This is a genomic window from Collinsella sp. TF09-1AT, from assembly GCF_003436895.1.
GTDB lineage: Bacteria > Actinomycetota > Coriobacteriia > Coriobacteriales > Coriobacteriaceae > Collinsella.
Genome location: NZ_QSRC01000001.1, coordinates 24,077 through 48,817 on the forward strand (window position 1 = coordinate 24,077; position 24,741 = coordinate 48,817).

Genomic DNA, 24,741 nt, shown 5'->3' on the forward strand with positions numbered 1-24,741 from the left:
GCATAACATGGATTTTACGGTCGAGAATGCGGGCACTACGATTGCCTGTCGCGAGTTTGCCGAGTCGGGCGTGCCGTCGGATGCGCCTGCCTTGATATGCGTGCACGGTGCCTGCGTCGATGGCACATTTTTTGAGGGCATCGCCCGCGAGCTCAGCCAAGTGTGCCGCGTAGTTGCCTACGACCGCCGCGGCTGCGGCGAGAGCGGCGACGCCGCGGACGCGCGCTACGACCTCGCCGCCCAGGCCGACGACCTGCAGGCCGTCATCGAGCATATCGGCGCTCCGGCAAACGTGCTCGCGCATAGTGCCGGTACGCTGGTGACCCTGGAGCTTCTACGTACAAACCCGACCATTGTCTCGCGTGCGATTCTGCATGAACCCGCCGTGACAAACGAAGGCGCCGGCCTGGGTGCGGCCCCGGTTTTACTCGAGATGATTGCTGCGGGAAAGGTCTCGAGGGCGCTAAGGGCCTTCCTGGGCGCCATCGGCGATTCGGACCCTCAAGCCCCCAAGTTAACCGAGGCAGAAGCCAAGCATGCCCTGCGCAACGGCCGCAGTTTCATGGCAAACGAATACGAGATCACTATGACCTGCGTTCCCAATTGGGATGGCGTCCGCGTATCGAAAACGGTGGCCGCCGTGTTTCTGGGCGAGCTCTCGATTGGCACGCCCCGCGAGGCGGGCACGAGAACGGCGGCTGAGCTTTTGAATTGTCCGCTCGTAGTAGTTCCCGGCGCGCACAACGGGCTGCGCGATCGCCCGACAGCGGCCGCCCAGGCCGTCCGTGGCATCCTGGGGCTCTAGCGGCCGAATCATCAAACGGGCTTCTTTCGTAGACGTTTCGGCTGTGTTAACAAGGGTGCTCAAAACCCAACGTCTGCGGCTTCAGCCCTACCCCGTGGTGCGTTTGCTGTCGGCCGACCAGATTAAGGGCGACCCCAACTGCCTGCTCGCCGGCGATCGGTGTCCCTGTCTGCGCCAGTCGGGTCTGGAGGTCTTGGCAGGCTCCGATGAGGTGTCGGAACGGCTGCTCAACGATGGCGTTGAGTACCGCGCTCGCCTGCGCCCTCTGAAGGTCGAGGGCGAGCCTCACGTCCTGCTGATGGTGCGTCCGATTGATGGACAGGAGGCCGCAGAGGAGGATCTTGTCTACATCGACGTGCTGACGAGCGTGCGCAATCGCCGATATTATGAGGAAAAGCTTCGCAGCGCCCGCATGCAGGCCGGTGTGGCGATGAGCTGTCGCTCGTGCTGCTGGACATTGTCATGCCGGGCATGAACGGCTTTGAGGTGTTGGGCGATCTGTCGCGCCGGTCGATTATTGACAATCTGCCTGTCATCATGATCTCGAGCGAAGATTCCGACGATGTGGTGCTGCGCGCGTACGAGCTGGGTGCTTCGGACTATGTCAACCGCCCGTTTGACTCCCGTGTCGTGCGCCGCCGTGTAAGCAACACCATCCGCCTGTACGCCAAACAGCGTCGTCTGACGAGCCTGCTGTCCCAACAGTACAACGAGCGCGTCAAGAACAGCCGCATGCTCATCGACATCATGGCCGGCGTCATGGAGCTTCGCAATGGCGAGAGCGGCAGGCACGTTACGAACATCAAGAAGCTGACCGAGCTACTGCTTGGCTGCCTGGTCCACCGTAGCGACAACATCTCCCTCGACAACGAGGAGCGCTCCACGATTGCCTTGGCTTCGGCGCTGCACGATATCGGCAAGATGTCGATTGACGATGCGATTCTCAACAAGCCCGGGCGCCTCACGCCCGAGGAGTTCGAGATTATGAAGACGCATACCACGATCGGCGCCGACATGCTGCATGAGCTGGGCCGCCATCACGCCGGCAATGCGCTTATGGAATATGCGTACCAGATTGCGCGTTGGCACCACGAGCGCTGGGACGGCAAGGGTTATCCCGACGGCCTTAAGGGCGACGATATCCCCATCGCCGCACAGGTGGTTTCGGTGGCCGACGTGTACGATGCGCTGACGAGCGTTCGCGTGTACAAGGATGCCATCCCGCACGAGGAGGCGATCCAGATGATCCTGGACGGTAAGTGCGGCACCTTTAACCCGCTGCTGCTGGACTGTCTGCTCGAGGTGCAAGACCGTATTGCCGAGACGTTGGCACGCCCCGCCGACGTTGTCGCGTTTCCCACGATTTAGTTTGACCAAAGGAGTTTCAATCCATGATTTCCATGCGTGAGGCGTATAAGAAGATCGGCGCTAATTATGATGACGCGTGCGCTCGGCTGATGGGCGAGGAAATGCTTGCCCGCTTTGCCCTCAAGTTTTTGGATGACGAGAGCATGGACAAGCTGGAGGCCGCCATGGCGGCAGGAGACGCCGAAGGTGCGTTTATGGCAGCGCACACGCTCAAGGGCGTGAGCCAGAACCTGGGATTCGATAATCTGTACGAGCCGGCGGTTGTGGTGACCGAAGCGCTGCGCGGCGCCGATGCCGTTGACGGCGCTCGCGAGGGGATGCATGCGCTGCAGCAGCAATATACAGCTACGATGTCGGCCTTACGCGAGGCGGCTGAATAAGAGCTTGCGAGCTTTGATGCGCGCCGGATGCATATAGGCAAAAGGGCGCCCCGTCGGACCATGTGGCCGGCGGGGCGCCCTTATTTGTTGTGCTGTCCGTGAACTAACGGGCCTGCTTAACCTTTGCCGCTGCCTCGACAAACGACTTCCACAGGTTAAAGTCGGTCTCGAGCGTCTGCCAGGTGTACTCGGGATGCCATTGCACGCCTAGGCAGAACGGCTGGCCCTCGACCTCGATGCACTCGGGTACGCCGTCGGTTGCCTTGGCGACCAAGCGCGTGCTTTTACCCAGACGATCGACGCAGCAGTGGTGTGCGGAGTTGGTCTGGATCAACCTGTGCCCGCCAACCGCGCGCTCCAGCAGCGAGCCCGGCACGACCTCGACAGGATGCACAGGGTCGTTGAGCACGTGGGTATGGCGCCACTGCGTGCGGCCCTCGCGCGCGCCCAGGCTCGGCACGTCCATGCACAGGGTGCCGCCGGTGGCGACATTGAGCAGCTGCGTGCCTCGGCAGGTGGTAAAGAGCGGCTTCTTGGCGCGAAGCACCTCGTTAACCAGCTTAAACTCAAAACGGTCGCGAATCTCGCAGCACAGCGTGGGATCGTAAGGACGCTCGTCGCCCCAGCGTTTGGGGTTGACGTCCGGGCCGCCAGGAATGGCGATGCCGTCGGCGATTTCCACGTAATGACGGATAACATCGATGTCTTCGGTAATAGACATCTGCAGCGGCAGGCCGCCGGCGGCAAGGATGGCATCGACAAAGACGCTTGCGATTTCCTCGTTGGGGGAGAGCATCTCGCTTAAAAACGGCTTTGCCTCTTCCCAACGCGGCGCGACGAGGATGAGAGGACGGTCGGCGGGGGCAACGTCGACGTGCGGGGTATAGGACGATGAGGTGCGAGTTCCGATCATGGGTGTGGCTTTCGAATCCGGGTGGACATAGCACAGGGGTGACGCGGGACAAACGCTGGTGATGAATTAGTCCCGCGTGGCAATGGGGTTAGTGGCCCTTGATGGAGTTGAGGAAGTCCTGGGCGCGCTTGGTCTGGGGGTGGTCGAAGAACTCGTCGGGCGTGCCAGTTTCCACGATCTGACCGTCGGCCATAAACACGACGCGGTCGGCAACGCGGCGGGCAAAGTTCATCTCATGCGTAATCACGATCATCGTCATGCCCTGTTGGGCCAAGCGAACCATGACCTCGAGCACCTCGTTGATCATCTCGGGGTCAAGGGCGCTCGTGGGCTCGTCGAAGAGCATGGCCTTGGGCTGCATGGCAAGCGAACGGGCGATGGCGACGCGCTGCTGCTGACCGCCCGAGAGCTGTGCGGGCACCTTATCGGCCTGCTCCGCAACGCCTACGCGACTCAACAGGTCCATGGCGCGCTCGCGAGCCTCATCCTTGGAGATGCCCAGCACATCGACCGGTCCCAGCATGACGTTTTGCAGCACCGTCATATGTGCGAACAGGTTGAACTGCTGAAACACCATGCCCAGCTCGGCGCGCATGCGGGCAAGGTCCTTGCCTTCCTGCGGCAGGGGCTCGCCCTCGATGAGGATCTCGCCTGAGTCGATGGTTTCCAGGCGGTTGATGGTTCGGCACATGGTCGACTTGCCCGAGCCCGAGGGTCCAATCACAACGACGACCTCGCCGCGGTCGACCGAGAGATTGATGTCGTTGAGGACGTGCAGATCGCCATAGTGCTTATCGACGTGTCTGAGCTCGATCAGCGGCTGATTGCCGGTGGAAGAGGTGCTCTGTGCCATGGTGCTTGGCTCCTTATGACTCGAAATGGTAAAGCGTTAGCGGATGATGGTCGCGCCGGTCTTGTGCGAAACATAGACAGCGGCCTTGTTGATCGCGACGTTGATGAGGATGTAGATGACCGCGATAACCAGGTAGACCGACACGAGGGCGTCGTAGTTGGTAATGAGCACGCGGGCGTTTTGCATGAGGTCGGGGTAGCTCACCACGTAGGCAACGGTGGTGTCCTTGACTACGACCACAAGCTGCGAAATCAAGGACGGAATGATAAACCGAATCGCCTGCGGCAACACGATTTTAAAGGTGATTTTAGCTTTGGAGAGACCGAGTGCCTGGGCGGCCTCGACCTGGCCGCGCGGCACGGCGTTGACGCCGGCACGGAAGATCTCGGCAAGCACGCCGGCCGCAGCGAGCGCGACGGGAAGCGTGAGCATCCAAAACGACGGCAGCGCAATCTTGTACTGGGGCAGCACCAAAAAGAAGAAGTAGATGAACAGCAGGCTCGGCACACCGCGGAAGAAATCGGTGAGCACGCGGCAGACCAGTTGCAATGGCTTAATTCCGCTGGTACGGCCGAGCATAAGGGCAAGACCCAGCACCAGCGCGATGGCGCCGGCGGTGAGTGCGACTTTAACGGTGCCCTCAAAGCCGGCAAGCAAGAACTTCCAGGTGGTGAGGTGCGTAAAGAAATACCAATAGTGGACCGAAAGCTGACCGGTCACATAAAAGCGCTGCAGTACCAGGACGGCGAGCGCGGTGACAGCAACAAGCGAGATGGCGGTGCCGATGCGAATCTTGGCGCGCATCTTGGGGCCGGGAGCCTCGTAGAGCGCATCGCGCATGGTGAGCGCGGGAGAGGAGTGCTTGCTCATCGGAGGATCCTTACCTTCTTATCGATGTAGTTGCCAATGTGGCTCACCACAAAGGCCGTGCCCAGGTAGCCGAGCGCCGAGATAAAGAACGCGGCGACACCGCCGAGCGAGCGCGTGTTGATATAGCTCACCACGCCGGTGAGTTCCTGGGGTTTAAGCGGCACCTGACTGCCGAGCGCCGTGGTGAGCATGACGGCGATAAAGAGGTTGGTCATGGGCAGCACGCTCGAGCGCAGTGCCTGCGGGATCACGATCTTGGCGAGGATGCGGTTGAAGCTCATGCCCAGAGAGCGGGCGGCTTCTACCTGACCGACGCCGACGGTGTTGATGCCGCTCATAAAGTTCTCGGAGCCAAAGGCCGAGCCCAGCAACACCGTGGCGACGATAACGCAGGTGCGGTAGGGCAGGACGACCTTGAGCGGCGGCAATGCGTAGACGACGATAATGAGCAGTGCGATGCCGGGGATGTTACGGAAGACCTGAACATACAGGTCGCCAAAGACGCGCAGCGGCTTGAGCGGCGACACGCGCATCACAGTGACGGCGACTGCCAGCACCATGGCGATGGCAAACGACTCAAGCGTCATGCCCCAGGTTGCGAGCAGCGCTTCAATGTAGTTCTGGCCATAGAGCGACCAGAGCTCGGAGAGACTCATGCGGACCTCCCGCCGATAAGGAAAGGGGCTCCCGTGTGTACGGAAGCCCCGACAACTCAGTGAAGAAACAGTTTAGCGCAATAAAGCGAATCGCGCGTTTCCGTATGGTTTCGTAGTGGCCGTTACTAGGCGTATTGCCTAGGCGCCGATTTCGGGCAGCTCGGGAACATTGGTGTCGCCCGTGCGGTCGCCGATGCAGATCTGCCACAGCTCGGTCCAGGTGCCATCGTCCTCGATCTTCTTAAGGAAGTCGTTGACAAAGGCGACGCCGTCGGAATCGAGCGGCAGGCCGATGCCGTAGGGCTCCTTGCTGCCGAAGGGCTTGCCGGCAATCTTGTACTTACCGGGCTCGCGGACCAGGGCGCTCTGCTGCATGTTGTTATCGATGACATAGGCGTCAACGCGACCCTGCTGGAGTGCCTGGCGGGCCTCCTCGTCGGTCTTGAACTCCTGCTGGCTGGCCTTGGGAGCGAACTCCTCCAGGATGGCAGGGCCGTTGGAGCCGGACTGGACGGCGACGTTCTTGTCGGCCAGGTCATCGACGCTCTTGATGTCGTCGTTGTCGGCGAGCACCAGGATGGCCTGCTGGGTGTAGTAGTAGGGACCGGCAAAGGAGATGAGCTTCTTGCGCTCGTCGGTGATGGTGTAGGTGGCAAAGACGGCGTCGACCTGGCCGTTCTGCAGGACGGACTCACGCGTGTCCGAGGTCACCTGGGTGATCTCGACCTTGTTCTCGCCCAGAATGTAGTTGGACAGAAGCTGTGCGATACCGGCGTCGAAGCCGCGGGTCTGACCGTCCTTCTCGTTGAGGAGGGAGAAGAGCGTGGAGGTCTGAACGCCACCGATCTTAAAGACACCGGCATCCTTGACGGCCGTGGCCCAGGTGCTGGCGGCGATGGCGTCGTCATCGGCCTTGGGGCCGTCGTTGACGAGCTTGTCGAATGCCTTGGCGTCGAGCGTGGTGGAAGCCTCGGTATTTTCGGAGCTCTTGGAAGAGCCGGCGGCGGAACCCTTGTCGGCCTCGGCGCTGGTGTCGGAGCAGCCGGCAAGACCAAGGCCGGCGACGGTTGCGAAGGTGGCGGCAACAAAGCCGCGGCGGTCGAGAACGACCTGCTGGGAGAGGTTCTTGCTCATGGTAGAACACCTTTCTCAATAAAATCCCTAGCGGTTGAGTAGAGTTATACCCTATTGCGCTCAAATGGGTCAACACGAAATAACTCAGAAACATACTTACCTTATAGGTTATTCTACCTACCAAATAGGGACAGGTTTATTTTGGCAGGTTTTATCTGGGAAAACGTCGGTTATTGCAGCTGAGACGCCGCCTTGTGGGCGGCGCGGTCGCTCATGGTGGTCGTTATATAAGTAAGGAGATCGCGTATGAACGGTTATTCATTCTTCGCATCGACCATGACCTAAAACCACCACAAAGGGGACAGGCACCTTTGTGGTGGTTCTTGCAGATGTGGCGGCCTGCCCCGCTGTTTTGTCTCGACCTGTAACAGTTAGACGGGAATTCGGGTCCTAGATGTTACAGATCGAAATAATTGAGTTGGGGGAAATAAAAACCTCCGCAGGGGTGCTTCCCTTGCGGAGGTTTTCTTACTCGTTGAGCAGCCTTACGGCCTCGGCAGCCATGTTCTCGACCGTCATGCCGCTCTGAGCGAGCAGCTCGTTGGGGTCGTAGCGGTCGGGGAAGCCCTTGGCGATGCCGAAGGTGCGCGTGCGCACGGGCGTGCAGGCCAGGTAACACGCCACACGCTCGCCCCAGCCGCCGTCCAAGATTCCGTCCTCGAGGGTGACGACAACGCGATGCTCGGCGGCAAGGCTGTCGAGGAACTCGCGGTCGAGCTCGGTTGCAAAGCGCGGGTTGACGAGTGTGGCCTCGATGCCGTACTCGGCAGCCAGGCGGTTTGCCACGCGCTCGCCCAGCTCAAAGAAATCGCCAAGCGCGAGCACGGCCACATCGCGGCCCTGGCGCACCATGTTGTAGCGAACGGCGCTGTAGTCGGCGTCTTCGGCGGGCGCCAGATCGGGGCGGCTTACCAAGCCAATGCCCGGCACGCGAATCGCCACGGGATGCTCGCGGTGATCGAGCGACCAACTCAGCATGGACAGGTATTCCTCCATGCAGGAAGGCGCCAGGTAACGCATGTTGGGAAGACCGCCCAGCATGGAAATATCAAAGAACGAAAGGTGCGTCTCGGACGTGGTGCCAAAGATTGACGCACCGAACACCAGGATGGTTGCGGGGGCGTCGTTGAGGCACAGGTCGTGCCACAGCTCGTCGTAGGCGCGCTGCAAAAACGTGCCGTACACACCAAAGACTGGCTTGGCGCCCGAGCGCGCAAGCGCGGTGGCAAAGGTTACGGCATGCTCCTCGGCAATGCCCACATCGACGAACTGTTTGCCGGCGGCAGCGCGAAGCTCGGGTGTAAAGCCCATGATGTAGGGCGTGGCGGCCGTGATGCCCACGACCTGCGGATCGTGCTCGATGGCGGCGCTGAGCGCCTCGCCCGTAATGTCGGCATAGGTGCGCGGCGCAGGCTCGCTCGGATGGCCCGGGCAGAGCTTGCGCCCAGTCGCCATGTCAAACGGACCCACGTGGTGCCAGCGCTCGGGGTCGTTCTGGGCTGGCTCAAAGCCCTTGCCCTTGGCGGTGGAGACGTGCAGCACGATGGGATGATCGATATCGCGCAGCTCCTGCAGCGTGTCGACCAGGGCCAACACATCGTTACCGGCATCCAGATAGCGGTAGTCGAGTCCCATCGCGCGGAAAACGTTGCGCTCACAGGTGCCGTTGCTGGCGCGCAGCTCGGCCAGATTGCGATACAGGCCGCCGCGGTTTTCGGCAATGGACTGGTCGTTATCGTTGACGATGATGATCAGGTTGCTATCGAGTTCGGCGGCATTGTTAAAGCCCTCAAACGCCAGGCCGCCCGAAAGCGAGCCGTCGCCAATGATGGTGATGACGTTGTACGCATCGCCCGCCAGGTCACGAGCGTGCGCCAGGCCGCAGCCCAGGCTCACCGAGGTCGAGGTGTGGCCCATGGCGAACAGGTCGTGCTCGGACTCGTCGGGATTGGCAAAGCCAGAAGCCTCACCATAACGCTCCGGATCGATATAAGTGTACGCGCGCCCAGTCAGCGCCTTGTGGGCGTAGGTCTGGTGCGAAACATCAAAGACAATCTTGTCGATGGGGGAGTTAAACACGCGATGAAGCGCAACCGTGAGCTCAACGACGCCCAGGTTGGGGGCAACGTGCCCGCCGACGGCGGCGGAGCTTTCGAGGATGGCGTGGCGAATCTCGCCGCAGAGCTGCGGGAGCTCGGCGCGATTAAGAGCCTTGACGTCCTCGGGCGTTGTCGTTTGCGTAAGCAGCATCGTTGTGGGTTACTCCATGCGAATCGAGCGCCGGCGCTCCCTCGGCCGGCACAATTGCACAAGACAGTCTCGCACATTTTGGCGTTTGATATGTGACGGCGGCGCGGTAATTCGCCAACTGGCGGGGCAAAACGTTTTGCCCGATGCCATACTGATAAGTTCCATGATGATTTTATTCATTGCGTGCAGGCTGTGGCTTGCCGCCGAGAGCCGCTGGAAGGAGGCCGCATGTCCGATACCGTTCGTGCCAAGAGCATCGCGCGCGAGGTCGACGATGCCGCCCGTCAGCTGGCCCAGGCGGGCCGCTTGGGCCTGACGCACGAGTTTATTCAGCATGGTGACGTGACGGTTTATGCACATGTGACCTCGGTGGCGCGGGCGAGCCTGTCTTTTGCCGAACGCCTTGGCCGTGCTGGCATTTCGGTCGACCGTGCCTCGCTGCTGCGCGGAGCCCTGTTACACGACTACTTTCTCTACGATTGGCACGACCCCGACCCGAGCCATCGACTGCACGGATTTCGGCATCCATTTTTTGCCCTGGCGCGTGCCGAAGAGGATTTTGAGCTGACGCCGCGCGAGCGGAATATCATCGTGCGCCATATGTTTCCGCTGGTACCGGTTCCACCGACGTGTCGCGAGGCATGGATTGTGTGCCTGGCCGATAAATGGTGCGCTCTGCGCGAGACGATCGCCGGCCGTCTGCCGCGCAAAGGCGGCGCGAACGATTTGAACGAGGGCTCGAGTGACGGCTCGAGCAAAGATTCGAGCGAAAAGAGGAGAGAGTAGACGGTGGGGACCGCGATCGACATGGCATTTGACGGCGCGACGCTTGCCGCCTGTCCGCTCTCGGCGCTGGTGCTCTCGTTTGCCTTCTACGGTTTTTGCGGCTGGGTGTGGGAGTCGACAGTCTGCGCCATGCTCAACCACGGACGATTTGCCAACAGTGGCTTTTTGCTGGGGCCGTGCTGCCCCATCTATGGCGCGGGCGGCATTGCCTGCTGGCTGCTGTTGCGCGGAATTCCTGACGCGTCGAGCCAGTTTGTCGCTGCAGCGCTCGTATGCAGCGTGATTGAGTACAGCGTGGGCGTGCTGTTGGAAAAAACAACGGGCGCTCGCTTTTGGGATTACTCGCACTTGCCGTTTAACTTGCACGGACGCATCTGTCTGTACTGGGCCTGCGCGTTTGGCTTGGGTGCGTTGTGTATTTGTCGCTTAGTGGAGCCAGCATTGCTGGGGCTGTTTGGCCATCTGCCGGTGCTGATTGTGCGGCTGTCCGCCTTTATCGTCGCGGTCGCGATGATGGTCGACGCGGTGTGCTCGTTGGCGAGCTGGCGGCGCCTGTCTGATCAGCTGGAGCGCGTCCGGGCCGACCTTGCCGACCGCATCAATGAGTCGCTTGCCGATGCCTCGGATTCAATGCTCGAACGTATTCCCGATTCTACGATTGACTCGGTGGCACAGACGCACATTCGTAGCCGTGCCGTTAACGCGTGGCTGGCCGAGCTGGGTGACGCCGCGCTCGATGCCCTGCGCGAGAAGGCTTCGATGCCGACGTTTATCGCGGATGGTGCTCGCGGCCTGGCGCTTGCCGCCCGCCGCGTGGCCGGTGCCGCGCCGAGCATGCCGCGTCCGTCGCTCAGTCGTCGCCTTGCCGGCAAGCGCATGAGCCGCCCGGTGCCAAGCGTGTCGCTCAGCCGACGCGACCTGCGCTTCTTCAATGCCTTCCCGCGCTTGCGCATCAACCGCTACGAGGGCGTCATCCGAGCCACCGACCTTCGCGACCGAGCCCGCGAGCTGTTCCGGCGCTAGCCGGGACGGATGCGCTCACGGCTCCCTTGCTTGCGTATTTCCCGTTCGTTTCGCGTCCGTTGCCGCGCCGTTTCCAAGATTGCGGCGCCGTTTCCATTCGACAACGCCGCGTTTAACAACGCCGTATCTGGTCTACACCAGTTGCTCCTCGGCCGCATTATGGGCGCCGACAACGTTCATGCGACCAAGGGGGAGCGAATGTACGATACAGGATCGACAACGTTTATGCTCATCTGCACCATGCTCGTGTTTTTAATGACACCGGGTCTGGCGTTTTTCTATGGCGGCCTGTCCAGGCGCAAAAATGTCATTAACACCATGCTTATGTGCTTTGGCGCCATTGGCCTGGTCGGTGTGCTGTGGATTGTTGCCGGCTGGTCGCTGGCCTACGGCGGCGACGGCTCGAGTCCGTTTATGGGGGGCCTTGACCAGCTGCTGTGCCTGCCGGTGCTCAACCAGGTGCTGCAGGCGGCCGAGGGCAACGTCGCGGACGGCGCCGTCTACCCCCAGATCATCAACATCGCCTTTCAGATGGCGTTTGCCATGATCACGGCCGCTATCGTTACGGGCAGCCTGGCCGGCCGCGTTAAGTTTGGCGCCATGACGGCTTTCCTGGGCATTTGGCTGCTCGTGGTCTATGCGCCACTCGCCCACATGGTCTGGGGCGGCGATGGCTCTTTTATCGGCGACATCATCGGCGCGCTCGACTTTGCCGGCGGCGACGTGGTGCACATTTCGTCTGGTCTTACCGGCCTGATCCTTTGCTTAATGCTCGGCCGTCGTCGCGGTTTTGGCATGGTGAGCTACCGTCCGCATAACGTCCCGTTTGTGGCGCTGGGAGCCGGCCTGCTTTGGTTTGGCTGGTTTGGCTTTAACGGCGGCAGCGAGTTTAAGGCCGATGCCGTGGCTGCACTCGCCATTCTCAATACCGTGACGGCTAGTGCGGCGGGCATGGTCTCGTGGCTTGTCGTGGAGCGCGTGCATACCGGTCGTCCCACGCTGGTGGGTGCCAGCACCGGTCTGGTCGCGGGCCTTGTGGTGGTCACGCCGGGTGCGGGCTTTGTCGAGCCATGGGCGGCGCTGGTCATGGGCTTGATCGTGTCTCCTGTCTGCTATCTGGCTATCAGCCATCTTAAGACGAGGTTCGGCTACGACGACGCGCTTGATGCGTTCGGTTGCCACGGCATCGGCGGCATTTTGGGCGGCGTGCTCACGGGCCTGTTCTGCGTGCCGGAGCTTTCGTGGACCGGTAAAGGCGGCCTGTTCTATACGGGCGACGCGTCGCTGCTTATCTCGCAGATTTTGGGCATTGTGGTGACGGTCGTTATTGTGCTGGTGCTCGACTTGGTGATCGCCGCGGTGGTCAAGGCGCTGTTCCACGGCAGCCTGCGTGTGGACGAGGCCGACGAGGCGCTGGGCTTGGACGCGAGCCAGCACGGCGAGAGCGCATATCCTTCTTTCTCCGGACTCGATTAGCAGCTTCCCCAAGCACCGCACCTTGCCGTTCAAACCGTCGCGCGGCTTTCCCAGGCGCCCGACCTTGCCCATCAAACCGTCGCTTGCGTACCGAAGTACGCGGCGCTCCTCTTTCGGGGCAATCTCGGGCACCTCGAAAACCCGCGTCATTGAATGGCAATTCATTTCTTTTATTGAAGAGAGGAATTCACTATGAAGAAGATTACGGCGATTGTTCGTGCTGAGAAGCTTGAGGTTCTCAAAGACGCACTGTTTGCTGCCGATGTTCGCGGCATGACTATCAACCAGGTGCAGGGCTGCGGCGCGCAACATGGCTGGAAGGAATACGTGCGCGGCAACGAGCTGCTCGTCAACACGATTCCCAAGGTGCAGTTCACCCTCATCTGCGCCGATGAGCATGTCGACGGTATCGTTGAAATCATCTGCAACGCCGCTCGCACCGGTGCCGTCGGCGACGGCAAGATTTGGGTCGAGCCGGTCGAAGAAGTTATCCGCATCCGCACCGGCGAGCACGGCCCCGCCGCGGTGTAGAGTTGTCTTTTGCCTGACGGGCGCGTCTCTCTTGGGGCGCGCCCGTTCTCGTCTACAATATCTTGCAGACGAAGGAGAGGCATGCCCATGATCAAGATGTTTGCGAGTGACTTAGACGGAACGCTGCTGAACGCCCTGCACGAGGCAGACGGGACCATCCGCCGTGCCATTCGCGAGCTGACCGAGGCTGGCTTGTACGTGGTTCCCGCGACCGGACGCTCGACGTTGCCAATCGGCGAGCATGGCTTTACGGGGCTGGCGCTTGACGCCTGCTGCTCTAACGGCTCCATCGTGCGCGACAGCCATGGAGAGGTGCTCAAGACCTGGACTATCGATCCGCAGATTACCGAGGAGCTGCTCAAGGAGTTTCCGGACATTTGCTTTGATTGCTCCACGCCCGATGGCATGTTCTCGAGCGGCTCGTTCGAGATGCACCAGGCGGGCTTTAAAAAGGACAGTCCTATCAAGCGCATCGTGATGCGCGGTATGCGTGCGCGTGGCGGGTACCACGAGGAACAGTATTTCGACCAGTCGATCGGCGATATCTTGCGTCACGATGTATGCAAGATCAATTGTCGCGTGATCTCGCCCGAGTTGGAGCGCGACCTTAAGGCGTATCTTGCCGAGCGTTCGGACCGCGTGGTCAACGCGCCGTTCGATCCGGTGATGTTCGAGATCACGGACGTGGCATGCAACAAGGGCGAGAGTGTGGCCTGGCTGGCGGGCTACTACGGCATTGCCGAGGGCGAGGTTGCGGTTTATGGCGACGGCGGAAACGACATCGCCATGCTCAAGCGTTTCCGCCACAGCTACGCGACCAAAAACGCTAGCGATGCAGCTAAAGCCGCCGCGAGCGCGACCATCGGCAGCTGCATGGTCCACGCCGTTCCCAAACACATGCTCGCCACCATGCGCAAACAAAACTCCCACACTATCATTGAATAAGGGACAAAGGGACAGCCCCTCTGTTACATGGGAGATGCCGGCTTTTGGCGTATAGGGCTGTTACGCTTTCGCCACCAACATATTTCGAGTTATTCGGCCTGTCGGAGGTCGTTAAATGGCTAAAGATGCCCTCTCAGGAACATTCACACCTCTAATGGTGTTTGATTCGGTGACGTAAGTGAGCAAATGGGCATGTATGCGCTCAAATAAGGACAAAAACTCTCAGATAATCCCGGCGGTGCATTTATACAGAACCAGCAGCGTGGCCGAATAACTTGAAAAATGTAGGTAGCAGTTCGGCGACAAGCTCGGGTATGGCAAAGGAACTGTTCCTTCGCCATACCCGAGCTCCGATCTTTAGATATGCGAACAAACATTCGCATATCTAACTGCGCTTTGATAGAATTGTTGCTGTTGGCGGCAGTTCCATGTGCCGGGCAGCGCCCTCCATCTGATGGGAGGTGATGCCCATGACCGATTTGATTGATTTCGTGAGACTTCTGACCGCTTTGGTCTCGTTCTTCACGGCGCTTGTCGGCCTTTCCGAGGCACTCAAGCAGCGTTCGAAGCGCAACGGAAGGGGTCGCCGCCGCTAAGGCGTTGACCCCCTAATGCAAACAACGGCGCTGCCCAGCTAGCTACAACTTGGGCTGCCGTCGACACTATTCTACTCACGAATGCCATTTTGGACAAACGATAATGCCGCCCCGGGATGTGACAAAGGGACAGTCCCTCTGCCACATTCCAAATATTGCCTTTACGTGTTGATGCACACGGTGTGCAATAATACTCGCACTGTGCAATAGCGCGCAGACTGAGTAACAAGGAGGATGCTTGTCCCAGCTCGAGAAATGCGATCGCCGGTCCCTTCGTTCGCAGCGTGCCCTTCGCCAGGCACTTGCCAGCGAGCTTGCCGAAAGCGGCGACCTTTCGCGCATTAACGTTGCGTCGCTCACCGAGCGCGCCGGCCTTACGCGCCGCACGTTCTATTCGCACTACCGCGATATTCCCGACTTTATCAATCAAATCGAGGACGGTTTGCTGGCCGAGATTCGTGAGCGCATTGAGCTCATCACCGCAGCTCAGCTGCCCGATCTTTACCGTAACATTGACGAGCTCGAGCCGGCGCCCGGTTCGGTTGAGCTGCTGCGTTATCTTGCGGCCAACCGTGACTTAATCGGTGCGCTGCTGGGTCCGGGCGGCGACCAGGCCTTCATTAAAAGGATTATCGACACCGCACGTGAGGCCGTGGCGCCGCGTGCGCAGACGGGCATTTTGGGCCTGGCGCTGGGCACGTTCTTTGACTACTACGTCACCTACGTCGTGAGTGCCGAGGTCGGCATGATTCAGCGCTGGTTTGAGCGTGACCTTTCCGAATCGCCCGAGACCATGGCGCGCATCATGACGGTTATCGCCTTTGTGCGCCCCGGCGACCTGTATGGCCAACCCATCGATATCAACGTGCCGGAATACGGCATGAAGCTATTGAATCTGCAGCTCGAGGACGCGGCCGACACCGCCGCAACCGTCGAGTCCAACAACTAAGAGGAGAAACAGATGAGCAAACTCGTCGAGGGCATTAAAGACCGTGTGGTCGCTGCCGCACGCGAGGCCGCGCCCGCCGTGGTGGACGCTGCGCAGAAGGCCGCGACCGCCGCTGCCGAGAAGGTCGCCGAGGCAGTTACCGATGCCAAGAACACGGCAGGGGAGACGTCCATCGCTAGTGAGCCCGCCATCGCCGCCGAGCCCGCAGCCGCCACCGCCGCCCAGGCCCCCGAAGGCGCGATCTTCAACCCCGAGGCCGCCCGCGGCAACCTGCACCTGGGCATCGATGTGGGCTCTACCACCGTCAAGCTCGCCGTGCTCAACGACGACAACCAGATCGTGTACGCCAAGTACCAGCGCCATCACACCGACGTCCGCGCCTGCGCCCGCGACCTGTTCGAGGGCGCTGCGATCGTGCTGCCGACGGCCCAGATGACCTGCGCCATTACCGGTTCGGGTGGTCTGCTGCTCTCCCAATGGCTCGACCTGGAGTTTGTCCAAGAGGTCATCGCCAGCAAGCGTGCCGTCGAGACCCTCATCCCCGCTACCGACGTCGCCATCGAGCTTGGCGGCGAGGACGCCAAGATCATCTACTTTGACAACGGCATCGAGCAGCGCATGAACGGCACCTGCGCCGGCGGTACGGGCGCCTTCATCGACCAGATGGCAACCCTGCTGCACACCGACGCGAGCGGCCTCAACGAGCTCGCGGCCAACGCCACCACCATCTATCCCATCGCCAGCCGCTGCGGCGTCTTTGCCAAGACCGACGTGCAGCCGCTGCTCAACGAGGGCGCCCGCCCCGAGGACGTGGCTGCCTCCATCTTCCAGGCTGTCGTGACTCAGACCATCTCGGGCCTGGCGTGCGGCCGCCCCATCCGCGGTAACGTCGCCTTCCTGGGCGGCCCGCTGCAGTACCTCTCCGAGCTGCGCCACCGCTTCTACCTCACGCTCAACCTGGACGAGGAGCACCGCATCGTGCCCCAAAACGCCCACCTGTTTGTGGCGAGCGGCGCCGCCATGGCGCACGAGTCCAGCAAGCTCAGCACGTTCCCGCAGCTCATCGAGGCCATCGATAGCCTCGGCGACACGCAGGGTGCCGAGGTCGAGCGCCTGGATCCGCTCTTTGCCACCGACGAGGACTTTGCCAAGTTCAAGAACCGTCATGACACCGAGGTTGTCCCCAAGGGCAAGCTTGACGGCTACACCGGCCGCGTGTTCATTGGTATCGACGCCGGCTCCACCACCATGAAGGCCGCGCTCGTGGGCGAGGACGGCCAGCTGCTGCACACCTGGTACGGCAACAACAACGGTGACATCCTGGGTACGGCCAAGGTCATCATGGCCGATTTCTACAACCACATCCCAGCCGGCTGCACTATCGGCCACGTGACCACCACCGGTTATGGCGAGGCCCTACTCATCGAGGCGCTCAAGGCCGACTCCGGCGAGATCGAGACCGTCGCTCACCTGCGCGGCGCCAAGGCGTTCCTGCCCGGCGTCGAGTTCATTCTGGACATCGGCGGTCAGGACATGAAGTGCCTGCGCGTCAAGGACGGCGTCATCGAGCACATCATGCTCAACGAGGCCTGTTCGTCGGGCTGCGGCAGCTTCATCGAGAGCTTCGCCGTGTCCATGGACATGGACGTTCGCGCGTTCGCGGCCGAGGCTATCAAGGCCCAAAGTCCCGTCGACCTGGGCAGCCGCTGCACGGTGTTCATGAACTCCCGCGTGAAGCAGGCGCAGAAGGAAGGCGCCACGGTGGGCGACATCGCCGCCGGCCTGTCGTACTCCGTCATCAAGAACGCTCTGTTCAAGGTCATCAAGCTGCGCGACCCCAAGGAGATCGGCAGTCAGGTGATCGTCCAGGGCGGCACCTTCATGTCCGATGCCACGCTGCGTGCGTTCGAGCAGCTCACCGGCGTGCATGCGATCCGTCCGGACATCGCCGGCTGCATGGGTGCCTACGGTGCGGCCCTGCTCGCGCGCGACCGCGCCGGTGCGGACGGCATCTCGACCGTCCTTACGGCTGAGGAGATCGCCAGCCTCACCGTGCGGCAAAAGCACGTGCGCTGCGGACGCTGCTCCAACAACTGCCAGCTCACCGTCAACGACTTCGGCGGCGGCCGTCGCTTCATCACCGGCAACCGCTGCGAAAAGGGCGCCGGCCACAAAAAGCAGAAGACCGAGGCTCCCAACCTCTTCAAAAAGAAAAACGAGCTGCTCTTTGGCCGCGAGGTCCTGAGTCCCGACGAGGCCCCGCGCGGCACCGTCGGTATCCCGCGCGCGCTCAACATGTACGAGAACTACCCCTTCTGGCACGCGTTCTTTACGCGCCTGGGCTTTAGCGTGCAGCTGTCCGACCAGTCGAGCAAGAAGACCTACCAGGCGGGCATCGAGTCCATGCCGTCCGAGAGCGTGTGCTATCCGGCCAAGATGAGCCACGGCCATGTGATGAACCTTATCGACCGCGATGTCGACTTTATCTGGATGCCGTGCGTGCGCTGGGAGCGCAAGGAAGATCAGACGGCTGGCAACTGCTACAACTGCCCCATCGTCATGAGTTACCCCACGGCGCTGGCGCTCAACATTGACGAGATCCGCGAGCAGAACATCGAGTTCCTGTACCCGTTTGTGCCCTATCACGATAAGACCGAGCTCAAGCGCCGCTTGTACCAGGTGCTCGCCGTCGACCGCGTGGCCGACGCCGAGGCCGGTCGCGGTCGCGTGCGCGGACCCAAGATCACCCGCTCCGAGATCGATGCCGCCGTCAATGCCGCCTATGAGGCCGACGCCCGTTTCCACGAGGATATCCAGACCATGGGCGAGGAGGCTCTTAAGTGGGTCGAGGACCACGGCGGCCACGGCATTGTGCTCGCCGGCCGTCCCTACCACAACGACCCCGAGATCAACCACGCCCTGCCCGAGCTTATCTCGAGCTTTGGCTTTGCGGTCTTTACCGAGGATTCGCTCGCGCATCTGGTGAAGCCCGAGCGCCCAATCCGCGTTGTCGACCAGTGGATGTACCACTCGCGCCTCTACGCCGTGGCCCGTTTTGTGACGATGCGCAACGATCTGGACCTGATCCAGCTCAATTCCTTTGGCTGCGGCCTCGATGCCCTGACCACCGATCAGGTGCAGGAGATTCTGGAGGCCAGCGGCAAGATTTACACCGTGCTCAAGATCGACGAGGTGTCCAACCTGGGCGCCGCGCGCATCCGCATCCGCTCGCTCATGGCGGCGCTCAAGGACCAGGAGGCCGAGCGTCTGGCCGAGGCAACCGCTGCGGGTGAGGCCTACGAGCAGGGCGATGCCGCGCCGGTGGCGCCCTCCACGGATGCCCCTGCGTTCGCGAGCCGTAAGTACACGTTCGAAGCGCAGCGTGAGAGCGCCTCGACTGCATGGCCCAAGGTGCCCTTTACCGAGCAGATGCGCGACGAGGGCTACACCATTCTGTGCCCGCAGATGGCGCCAATCCACTTTGACCTGGTCAAAGAGGTGTTCCGTGGTGCCGGCTACAACCTGGAGCTGCTGCCCTCGACCGATCACGACGCCGTCGAGGCCGGCCTGCGCTACGTGAACAACGACATCTGCTACCCGTCCATTTTGGTGACCGGTCAGATTATGGAGGCCATCGAGAGCGGCCGATACGACCTGTCCAAGACCGCCGTAGTCATCAGCCAGACCGGCGGCGGCTGCCGTGCCACCAACTACATCGCGCTCATCCGCAAGGCCCTGCGCGAGAGTGGTCATCCCGAGATCCCCGTGATCTCGCTTTCGGCCGTGGCGCTCGGCGAGGACAACCCCGGCTTCAAGATTACGCCGGCGCTGCTTAAGCAGGCTGTGTACGCGGTGCTCTTTGGCGACGTGATGATGCAGATGCTCTACCGCTGCCGCCCGTACGAGGCCACGCCCGGTGCCGCCAACGCGCTCTACGAGGAGTACATGGCGCGCGCCCGCAAGCTCGCGCCCAAGTTCAACAGGCATAACTACACCAAGCTTGCTCGCGAGGCCATCCGCGCGTTCGACACCATGCCGCTTGTGGGCGAGGGCACCAAGCCGCGCGTAGGCGTGGTCGGCGAGATCCTGGTCAAGTTCCACCCCACGGCCAACAACCACGTGGTCGATGTCATCGAGCGCGAGGGTTGCGAGGCCGTGGTGCCGGGCCTGCTCGACTTCTTCCTGTACTCCATGAGCAACGCCGAGCTGCAGAAGGACGAGCTGGGTAGCTCTGCTACCACGCGCGCTGGTATGCAGGCGCTTATTAAGCTCGTGGACTGGATGCGCACGCCGGTGGAGGAGATGCTCGAAAAGTCCCGCCGCTTTGAGGCGCCCGAGCGCATCGGCACCATGGCGGACAAGGCCCGTACGGTTCTTTCGGTGTGCAACAACATGGGCGAGGGCTGGCTGCTCACGGCCGAGATGCTCGACCTGATCGATCACGGCGCACCCAATATCATCTGCACGCAGCCCTTCGCGTGCCTGCCCAATCACGTGGTGGGCAAGTCTGTGATTAAGGAGCTGCGCCGCCAGCATCCCGAGAGCAACATCGTCGCGGTGGACTACGACCCCGGCGCGTCCGAGGTCAACCAGCTCAACCGCATTAAGCTCATGATCAGCGTGGCCAAGGAAAACATGCGCGCCGGCAAGGGCTTTAAGCTCGAGAAGGTGGCGCCGCTCGCGATGGACGAGGTCACCGGCCAGATGCGTGCCCACGATGGCTGCGTGAGCTGCGGACCGGCCAGCGAGGAGGCCGTGGCGTCGGTCGCCGAGCGTCTGGGGCGTGGCATTAAGAAGTAACTGGCCTGCTATGGGCTAGATATGAGACAAACGGGTGGTAGCCGTACCGGCCACCACCCGTTTTTGCTGGACATATGTTGCGTAAATGGGCTTGTTAACGCCTTCAGCGGACTCGGATTTCGGAAGTGCGGGGAAAAACGCGAACCTCCCGAGCACACTCCTCTTTTGGGCTCTCGTTACCTGCGGTTTTGTTGCTAGAATAGTCGGTCTGGTCGACGAAACTCATTTTTTCACCGCACTTCCGAAAACGACGTCTCGGTGGCACAAAAAATCGCCCTCGGAGCCCTGAGTTAATGAACAGGTGTAGCCGTTCACCGCGTAAAAGCGTCCGTTTGTAGAACCAGCCCCCGGCTCGTAGCCTCCATACGGTTGAATAAAAACACATCTATGGAATTACGTAAGAGAGGACCGTTTCATGAGCTACAAGACCGTTTGCGTTGCCGGCGGCGGCGTGCTGGGAAGCCAGATTGCCTTTCAGGCTGCCTACTGCGGCTTTGATGTAACGATTTGGCTGCGCAGCGAGGGCAGCATCGGCCGCACCCAGCCCAAGATCGATCATGTGCGCGAGGAGTACATCGCTGCTATCGAGGGCATGGCGGACGGCACGGGTGAGTGGTGCGCCGGTATCGCCGATAGCGACCAGACCTTCGACAGGGAGGCGGCACTCGCCGCCGTTGAGCGCGCCTACTCCACACTCAAGCTGGAGCTCGATCTTGCCAAGGCAGTGGCCGACGCCGACCTGGTCATCGAGTCTATGGCCGAGGACACCCAGGCAAAGATCGACTTCTACAAGAAGCTCGCCCCGGTTCTCCCGCAAAAGACCGTCATCGTCACCAACTCCTCCACGCTGCTGCCGAGCACCTTTGCCAAGTACACCGGCCGCCCCGAGAAGTACCTATCGCTACACTTTGCCAACTCTATCTGGAAGAACAACATGACCGAGGTCATGGCCCAAAGCCAAACCGACAAGCGCTATTTCGATGAACTCGTCGACTTTGCCAACGACATCCGCATGCTGGCGCTTCCCGTCAACAAGGAAAAGAACGGCTATCTGCTCAATTCCATGCTGGTGCCATGGCTGCTTTCGGGCCTCGACCTGTATGTCTCGGGCGTGAGCGATCCCAAGAGCATCGACCTCGCATGGACGCGCGGCACCGGCGCTCCCAAGGGCCCGTTCCGCGTATTCGACACCGTGGGCATCCAGACGGCGTACAACATCGTTATGCAGTATCAGAAGGTCCCGGGCCTGGTGAGCCCGCTGCTCAAGAAGATGATGATGCCCTACAACTTTAAGGCTATGGCGTCCGTCCTCAAGAAGATGCTCGACGAAGGCAAGCTGGGCGAAAGCTCGGGCGAGGGCTTCTTCAAGTACTAAAAAATGATCCCTCGGCAACATTGGGAAACGTATCATTTGCAGCGTCATGCGCCGCATGGCCCGTGTGCTATTTCGGCGCATGACGCAAAAGAAACTGATGTGTGGGGATAGAGGGGAAACGGTAATGAATCGGCAAATCGTGCTTAAGCAGGATATCCTCGACGCGCTTTCCGCCGTCGGTATGTGCGCAGGGCAGACGGTTATGGTCCATTGCTCGCTCAGCGCGCTTGGATATGTGTGCGGCGGCGCGCAGCCGGTGATCGAGGCGCTGCTCCAGATGGTGGGCGAGGCCGGTACCATCATGATACCGACGCAATCATGGAAAAACTTGGACCCCGAGAGTGGTGTCCATTGGCAAGAGCCGCAAGAATGGTGGCAGCTGATTCGCGATAACTGGCCTGTCTATGACAAGCGCATTACGCCCACCAACACGATGGGTGCCGTGGCTGAGATGTTCCGGACGTGGCCGGGCACGTTTCGCAGCGATCACCCAGCGCGTTCAGTGGCGGCAAACGGCCAGCATGCGCAATTCCTGACGGAGAACCACGACCTGAGCAACATCTTTGGCGATGGATCGCCCATCGCGCGTCTGTACGATTTGGACGGCTATGTTCTGCTGGTGGGCGTTGGCTATGACAAGAATACGTCACTGCATTTGGCAGATGCCCGTGCGCAGTACCCCGGCAAGCACGACTGTGTGGAACACAGCGCGATCATGGAAAACGGCCAGCGCGTGTGGAAGGAGTACCGCACACTTTTTGTCGACGGCGAGGACTTCGACGAGATCGGCGCTGCTTTTGAGCGTGAATGCCCGGTTCACACGGCGGCCCTTGGTAACGGGACGATCCGTTTTATGCGCCAGCGCGAGCTTGTCAATTTTGCCGTGGACTGGATTGAGCGACATCGCGGCCGCCCCGAATAACTCGGGGGCGGAAGCATTGGGGATCTACGGTAGTATGCGACAAGATCTGAATAGGTCGAGCAAGAGCTGTAGCGCGCGTTGACGTTTGCCCAATAGAACGCAAAAATGCACCGTTCGCCGATACTCCTCTCGCGAGTGGTTGCCATATGGTTTGATGTTAGAAACACATAGTTGCCGGCGGGCCGCGGGTGACGTTTGCTTTGATATCGGAGGTACCAAGTATGTTTTGCACTCCGTTAAACAAGTATCGGGCTGGTTGACATGAACCGCCGTACTATCTCGATAGCCCTCGCAGTGGTTTGCTTGGCTGTGCTCCTGGGCGCTGCAGGGCAGTTTGCTATAAATCGAGAAACATCCTATATGCAGGAATGCGTTTCCGAAGGCTTTGCCATTGATGGTTACTATCGGGATGACAAAACAAGTCTGGAAACTCTGGCCTTTCATGAAGAGGATAACCATCGGTGGCAACTGGTCGACAAAGACGGTAGCTGCCTTGATGGACAGTTCAAGCGTACGGACGACCCCAATATTTTGGTATTAACGAGGGAATACGGCGAAAAATCGGTACGGTCCACGTGGCGTATATTTCGCGCCGCCGCGATCAGGGTTGGCTCTACCTATTTAGAGATACCAAGGTGACCCGTTTTTATCTGGTGAGCACCAAACCGGCGTTTATGGTGGAGTCTGGCGATGTCGATGTGGACAGTTGATTCACGGCAATAAAACAGCGAGCGGGGCGTGGTCGTGAACTGCGCCCCGCTTTTTGCGCGTGTTCTTGTCGCGCCTGCGCCTCATCGTGACTTGCACCCGTGCGCATCCATCCTGCGCTCGGATTACTTCACGTCAAACTCTACGCGGTCGAGTTCGGGCACATTGAGGTCGATGAGTTTGCGGGCGACGTGGCGGTCGTGTGCCCCGAGCGCCTCGCTTGTCGTCACGTGGGCGACAATCTCACGCTCGACAAGGCTGTCCTTGTCGCCCTCGGTAGCCGAGGTCTCGACGGCGACGGTGTAATCCTTAAAGCTTGGCAGCACCGCGGCAAGCTCGCGTGTGGTCTCGGTGACGCCGTAGCCGTCTTGCACGCCGGCCTGCGCCGAGCCAATAGAACCCGCCGTCATGACGATGCAGGGGATGGCAAAGATCATCGTGCCCACAATGATGCGGCGGCGCACTTTGCGTGACAGCTCGTCGACCTCAGCGTTTTCCTCGGCGGTCACGACGCCGTCGCCGTTCAGGTCGCGCTTGAGCGGCACGCGCAATAGAAGTAGCACGGTTTCGGCAGCCAGTGCGATAAAGACCACGTTGATGCCAAACTCGTAAAGCGCCGAGAGAAACAGCGATCCGCTTGCGATGGCGATGCCGTAGCCCGCTGCGCACAGGGGCGGCATCAGCGCGGTCGCTACGGCCACACCGGCGATGAGCGTGGCGGGTTCCTGGTCGCGCGAGTTGCCCAGGCCACCCGCAAAGCCACCCGCGAGCGCGACGGCAAGGTCCCATACAGTCGGTGTCGAATTGTCGATGATGGCGGCCGTGGTGGTGCCGAGCGGCGAGAGCTTAAAGTACAGCGTGGATGTGATCAGGCATAAGGCCATCTGCAGTGCGAGGCCGGCAATGGCCTCGACAGTAATCTCGCGGTCGAGCGTGGCGACGCCGTATGCCATGGCAAGGACCGATCCCATGAGCGGACAGATGAGCATGGCGCCCACGATGGCGATGTCCGAGTCGATATCGAGGCCGATGCTCGCGATGAGCATGGCGATGATGAGGATGCACAGGTGCGAGCCGGTCAGGCGCGCCCCGTTTACAAAACGCTTGCGGATCACGTGGTAGGGTGCGCGGCCCTCGCGAATGTTGAATGCGCGCTTTAGGAAGCGGGCGGCGTTCTCCATGGCCTCGCTATGGGCGGGGCGGATGCCGTGGCGCCGGTGATGGCGTTCGCGTAGTCGCTTGATCTGTTGTTTGTCGAGTTCCATGTCCACCTCGTTCTGGCACGGGCCGCGCAACGCGCCCGTTGTCTTAACTCTACACCGTGGCGGGCAGGTCGGTTATCCTGCCATGGAGTTTAGGCGAGCAGACAAATGAGGACGCATCATCTGCGGATACGGCCGA

The 24,741-nt window shown here is 60.9% G+C and carries 22 protein-coding genes; 15 read left to right on the forward strand and 7 right to left on the reverse strand.

From position 1 onward, the window contains the following. Window positions 1–7: 7 nt before the first annotated feature. Genes DXC90_RS00105 through DXC90_RS00120 form a run of 4 tightly spaced genes read left to right on the forward strand, consistent with a single transcriptional unit; the run spans window position 8 to window position 2,553 of the window. Window positions 8–805, forward strand: coding sequence for an alpha/beta fold hydrolase (locus tag DXC90_RS00105; protein ID WP_158550183.1), 798 nt, complete (start codon window positions 8–10; stop codon window positions 803–805). A 55-nt stretch (window positions 806–860) separates the two neighbouring features. Beyond that, entirely contained in the window at window positions 861–1,280 is a 420-nt protein-coding gene (locus DXC90_RS00110; protein WP_147326590.1) for a hypothetical protein, read from the forward strand. Continuing rightward, window positions 1,250–2,173 (forward strand): HD-GYP domain-containing protein, encoded by a 924-nt coding sequence (locus tag DXC90_RS00115; protein WP_199406576.1) that lies wholly within the window; start codon window positions 1,250–1,252, stop codon window positions 2,171–2,173. Before DXC90_RS00110 ends, DXC90_RS00115 begins: the two co-directional genes overlap by 31 nt. 23 nt (window positions 2,174–2,196) lie before the next feature. Continuing rightward, window positions 2,197–2,553: an Hpt domain-containing protein gene (locus DXC90_RS00120; RefSeq protein ID WP_117734248.1), complete on the forward strand. Its 357-nt coding sequence runs from the start codon at window positions 2,197–2,199 to the stop codon at window positions 2,551–2,553. A gap of 103 nt (window positions 2,554–2,656) precedes the next feature. On the opposite strand, the gene DXC90_RS00125 is transcribed toward DXC90_RS00120, so the two are convergent. From DXC90_RS00125 to DXC90_RS00150, 6 genes are all read right to left on the reverse strand, one after another. Continuing rightward, entirely contained in the window at window positions 2,657–3,466 is an 810-nt protein-coding gene (locus DXC90_RS00125; protein WP_117734249.1) for a gamma-glutamyl-gamma-aminobutyrate hydrolase family protein, read from the reverse strand. 88 nt (window positions 3,467–3,554) lie between these two features. Beyond that, window positions 3,555–4,319: an amino acid ABC transporter ATP-binding protein gene (locus tag DXC90_RS00130; protein ID WP_117734250.1), complete on the reverse strand. Its 765-nt coding sequence runs from the start codon at window positions 4,317–4,319 to the stop codon at window positions 3,555–3,557. Between the two features lie 36 nt (window positions 4,320–4,355). Then, window positions 4,356–5,189, reverse strand: a complete 834-nt coding sequence (locus DXC90_RS00135; RefSeq protein ID WP_117734251.1) for an amino acid ABC transporter permease — start codon at window positions 5,187–5,189, stop codon at window positions 4,356–4,358. After that, a complete protein-coding gene (locus DXC90_RS00140; RefSeq protein WP_117734252.1) occupies window positions 5,186–5,845 on the reverse strand; it encodes an amino acid ABC transporter permease in 660 nt (219 codons plus the stop codon). The genes DXC90_RS00135 and DXC90_RS00140 overlap by 4 nt, the downstream gene beginning before the upstream one ends. A 138-nt stretch (window positions 5,846–5,983) precedes the next feature. Continuing rightward, window positions 5,984–6,979, reverse strand: a complete 996-nt coding sequence (locus DXC90_RS00145) for a glutamate ABC transporter substrate-binding protein (protein ID WP_117734253.1) — start codon at window positions 6,977–6,979, stop codon at window positions 5,984–5,986. A 468-nt stretch (window positions 6,980–7,447) separates the two neighbouring features. Continuing rightward, entirely contained in the window at window positions 7,448–9,229 is a 1,782-nt protein-coding gene (locus DXC90_RS00150; protein WP_117734254.1) for a 1-deoxy-D-xylulose-5-phosphate synthase, read from the reverse strand. 228 nt (window positions 9,230–9,457) lie between these two features. On the opposite strand from DXC90_RS00150, the gene DXC90_RS00155 reads away from it, so the two are divergent. The 11 genes from DXC90_RS00155 to DXC90_RS00200 all read left to right on the forward strand — a co-directional run bounded on the left by DXC90_RS00155 (window position 9,458) and on the right by DXC90_RS00200 (window position 23,271). Continuing rightward, window positions 9,458–10,015, forward strand: a complete 558-nt coding sequence (locus DXC90_RS00155; RefSeq protein ID WP_117734255.1) for an HD domain-containing protein — start codon at window positions 9,458–9,460, stop codon at window positions 10,013–10,015. 3 nt (window positions 10,016–10,018) lie between these two features. After that, complete coding sequence (locus DXC90_RS00160) at window positions 10,019–11,038, forward strand: putative ABC transporter permease (RefSeq protein ID WP_233502083.1); 1,020 nt, start codon at window positions 10,019–10,021, stop codon at window positions 11,036–11,038. 198 nt (window positions 11,039–11,236) lie between these two features. Beyond that, on the forward strand, window positions 11,237–12,514 hold the full coding sequence (locus DXC90_RS00165) for an ammonium transporter (protein WP_117734483.1): 1,278 nt from the start codon (window positions 11,237–11,239) through the stop codon (window positions 12,512–12,514). 192 nt (window positions 12,515–12,706) lie between these two features. Next, window positions 12,707–13,045 (forward strand): P-II family nitrogen regulator, encoded by a 339-nt coding sequence (locus tag DXC90_RS00170; RefSeq protein WP_117734256.1) that lies wholly within the window; start codon window positions 12,707–12,709, stop codon window positions 13,043–13,045. 87 nt (window positions 13,046–13,132) lie between these two features. Then, entirely contained in the window at window positions 13,133–13,990 is an 858-nt protein-coding gene (locus DXC90_RS00175; protein WP_117734484.1) for an HAD-IIB family hydrolase, read from the forward strand. A 470-nt stretch (window positions 13,991–14,460) separates the two neighbouring features. After that, window positions 14,461–14,586 (forward strand): hypothetical protein, encoded by a 126-nt coding sequence (locus DXC90_RS09795; RefSeq protein WP_255413356.1) that lies wholly within the window; start codon window positions 14,461–14,463, stop codon window positions 14,584–14,586. Window positions 14,587–14,824: 238 nt separating this feature from the next. After that, window positions 14,825–15,535 carry a TetR/AcrR family transcriptional regulator gene (locus DXC90_RS00180; RefSeq protein WP_117734257.1) on the forward strand — a complete coding sequence of 237 codons (711 nt, stop codon included), beginning with the start codon at window positions 14,825–14,827 and terminating at the stop codon, window positions 15,533–15,535. A 12-nt stretch (window positions 15,536–15,547) separates the two neighbouring features. After that, window positions 15,548–20,335: a 2-hydroxyacyl-CoA dehydratase gene (locus DXC90_RS00185; protein WP_117734258.1), complete on the forward strand. Its 4,788-nt coding sequence runs from the start codon at window positions 15,548–15,550 to the stop codon at window positions 20,333–20,335. Window positions 20,336–20,750: 415 nt separating this feature from the next. Then, entirely contained in the window at window positions 20,751–21,710 is a 960-nt protein-coding gene (locus DXC90_RS00190; RefSeq protein ID WP_117734259.1) for a 3-hydroxyacyl-CoA dehydrogenase, read from the forward strand. A 124-nt stretch (window positions 21,711–21,834) separates the two neighbouring features. Beyond that, window positions 21,835–22,632 (forward strand): aminoglycoside N(3)-acetyltransferase, encoded by a 798-nt coding sequence (locus tag DXC90_RS00195; protein ID WP_117734260.1) that lies wholly within the window; start codon window positions 21,835–21,837, stop codon window positions 22,630–22,632. A 261-nt stretch (window positions 22,633–22,893) separates the two neighbouring features. After that, window positions 22,894–23,271, forward strand: a complete 378-nt coding sequence (locus DXC90_RS00200; RefSeq protein ID WP_117734261.1) for a hypothetical protein — start codon at window positions 22,894–22,896, stop codon at window positions 23,269–23,271. A gap of 194 nt (window positions 23,272–23,465) precedes the next feature. On the opposite strand, the gene DXC90_RS00205 is transcribed toward DXC90_RS00200, so the two are convergent. Next, entirely contained in the window at window positions 23,466–24,605 is a 1,140-nt protein-coding gene (locus DXC90_RS00205) for a DUF389 domain-containing protein (RefSeq protein ID WP_117734262.1), read from the reverse strand. Window positions 24,606–24,741: the final 136 nt, after the last annotated feature.